Genomic DNA, 2,831 nt, shown 5'->3' with positions numbered 1-2,831 from the left:
GATTGTTCGAGCGCGCGTAGCGCTCCGGAGAACCCGGTCCCGGTGAGGACCGCGTTGTCGACCGCGCTCATCGTCAGGTCCAGCGTCACCGACAGGTTGTAGTAGTCACCGCGGATCGCCTTCTGCACGGCGTCGAGGTCAAACGGCCGGGCCAGGAGCAGCTTGAGGGCACGGATCAAATACGGTGAGGCGCGGCCGAGTTCCCGCAACGGGCACTGCAGCGAGAGCAGATCCTGGTGGAGGTTGCTGACCGAGGCGGACAGGTATTGGTCGGACACTCCGCTGAGCGCGCCGGTCGCATCGACCGCGTTGACCAACAGGTTCTGTTTGTCCGCGAAATATTCGATAACTGGCGGGAATTCGGTCAGGACCCGATCAAGAACGTCCGAGCGGGGACCCACATACGTCAGCAACCGGTCGGTGGAATCGATGGCTCGGGTGATGTCATCGCGTTGCTCATCGAGTTGGGCGGTGAAGGTGTCCAGCTTGTCGAGGGAGGCACGGATCTGCTCGGCCCGCCCGTTCACGGCGTTGTAGACCTCATTCTCGAGCACTTCCAGGTTCGGGATGCCGCCGCCGCGCACGATGAAGGCGAGGCTGGCCAGCGTCTGCTCGATCGTGGGGTAAGCGGACGAATTTTGCAGCGGGATGGTGTCGCCGTCCTTCAGCAGCTCGGGGGACGGGTTGGACGGCACGGCCAGTTCCAGATGCTGAGAACCCAGGAGGGTGATTTGCCCGATCTTGGCGGTCGCGTTCTTGGGTAACTTGATGTTCTTGTCCATATGTAGCGTCAGGGTCGCGACCCAGTTCTTCAGTTCGATCGCGCGCACCGTGCCGACAAAGACATCGGCCACTTGCACCCTGCTGTTGTTGTTCATCGCCAGCGCGTCGGGGATCTGCACGTAGAGGGTGTAGGAGCCGGATCCGGTGCCGGGACCGCCGGGCATGGGCAGATTGGCGATTCCGCGCCAGTTCGCGCACGACGTCAGCGCGAGGGCAGCCATCAGGAGCGCCAGCGGCGCGCGCAGCGCGCTCGTCGCGCCCCGCGGGGTCCGTCGGTTCGGCTTGCTCCTCGCGCGCAGCGCGCTCGTCGCGCGCCTCATGAGCCCGGGCCTGTCGACCCGGCCGACGCGGCGGGCGGCGGTGATCCAGCAGGCGCGGGCGTCGGTGCAACCGGACCAGGGATCACACCCGGTCCGGGCGCCGGTGGCGGGATCGGCACCTGGGGGGCCTGCAGACCGATGGGTGGCACCACGGGGTGTTCGTCGTAGGCGTTCGGCGGCCCGGGTGGGTTCGGCGGCCCCGGGGGCGGGGGCCCGGTGTCGGGGCCGCCCATCAGTTCGGCCAGGGATTCGGGGGTCAACAGGCCGCCGGTGATGGGCCCCACCTGGGTGCCTTGCATGCCCGGCGCGACCACCCAGCCGGGTTGGGTGTTGCGGTGCGAGAACGGGGTGTCGGGCACCCAGATGCCGGGCACGGTGGTGTCTTTGTACCCGGTGGGCGGGTGCAGCCGCGGCTCGGAGTAGGCGACTTCTTTGGGGAGCGTCTCGGCGGTGCTGAACAGGTTCGTCCCGAAGGGCAGGTAGTTGAACTTGACCGCATCGAGGATGGGCGCGAGGTATTGCGCACACAGCTCGGCGGACTCTTGATAGCCCAGTCGGCTACCGGCCTGAATCATGCTGCAGAAGAACTGCATTGGGTTGGCGAAGTTGGGGATCGCCGGGATGGACATGAGTGCGCCGTGCGACGGGTGGTAAATCTGGCCGAGGTTGGTCTCCAACGTCGGCAGGACGTGCAAGGCGGTCTCCGAACCGTTCAGTGGGTCGGGTTGGGCCAGGGCGGTGGTCAGGGTGGCGAGGTTGTCGACGTCGTGCGCGAGTACGTCGCGGTTCTTGGTCAAGAACGGGCTCACTGTGGAGAGCAGGCCGTCGAGCTGTTGGATCGCATTGGCGAGGTCCCTGTCAGGCCCAGTGAACCTATCGCTGAATTGGGCCAGGTTGTTGTTCAGCGCAACGAATTGCTCGTCGTCCTTGTGCAGGGCGCTGACGAATAGCGCCAGGCTGTGAATCACCGCGAAGAAGTCACCACGGCCCTCGTTCAGCGCGGTCAACGACCGCGACAGGCTGTTCAGCGTGGTGTTGATCTGCTTGCCCTTGCCGGCCAGCCCGTCGGCGAACGACTCGATGGCCTCACCGAGGGGGCCCTTGGGTTGCTCGGGTGTCGGCCCGAGTTTGGAGACGACATTGGCGAGACTCTCGCGCGTTTCGTCGAACTCTGTCGGAACCTGTGTGTGCTCGATGGGGATGACGGCGTTGTCGCCCATGACCGGACCACCGTTATAGGGCGGCTCCAACTGGATGCTGCGCGTCGCCACCACGGTGGGGGTCACGATGACGGCGAACGCGTTCGCGGGCACCTTGTACTTGTTGTCGTAGTGAAACGTCACTTTTATCTTGTCGCCGGCCAGCTCGATCTTGTCGATCGATCCCACGCGAATGCCCATGATTTGGACCTCGTCGCCGGCATAGAGTGCGTTGGCTTCCGGCAGGTACGCGACCACGGTGTTGGTGGCGACCTTCTGATAGAGCCGCCAGCCGAGGGCGCCGGCGAACAGGGCGAGCAGTACCACCAGCACGCCGATGACCGTCCGGGGCCGCGGTTTTCCGAAATTGAAGACGCTGCTCAATTCTGGCTACCTCCCGTGATGCCGCTGCCGCCCGTGCCGCCCGGGTTGATCAACGGAGCGGGCAGCTGGGGGCCGGGTCAGAAGGTCGCCACCAACACCGTGGTAGCGTACCTGCCGGAAGCCAACGCACTCTATGCCGGCGACG

At 65.5% G+C, this 2,831-nt stretch carries 2 protein-coding genes and 1 pseudogene; all 3 read right to left on the bottom strand.

Features of this window, described 5'->3' with window-relative positions; all coding sequences use genetic code 11:
* On the bottom strand, positions 1 to 1,004 hold a 1,004-nt coding region (locus A5711_RS20960; protein ID WP_067949913.1), incomplete at its 3' end, for an MCE family protein.
* A gap of 95 nt (positions 1,005 to 1,099) precedes the next feature.
* Entirely contained in the window at positions 1,100 to 2,686 is a 1,587-nt protein-coding gene (locus A5711_RS20955; RefSeq protein WP_067949912.1) for a virulence factor Mce family protein, read from the bottom strand.
* A pseudogene (locus tag A5711_RS27775) lies at positions 2,683 to 2,763 on the bottom strand (hypothetical protein); the annotation flags it as partial. The gene A5711_RS20955 and the pseudogene A5711_RS27775, both read right to left, overlap by 4 nt.
* Positions 2,764 to 2,831: the final 68 nt, after the last annotated feature.

The organism is Mycobacterium sp. E2238 (assembly GCF_001672665.1).
Lineage (GTDB): Bacteria > Actinomycetota > Actinomycetes > Mycobacteriales > Mycobacteriaceae > Mycobacterium.
This window is presented reverse-complemented; position numbering and strand designations above follow the sequence as displayed.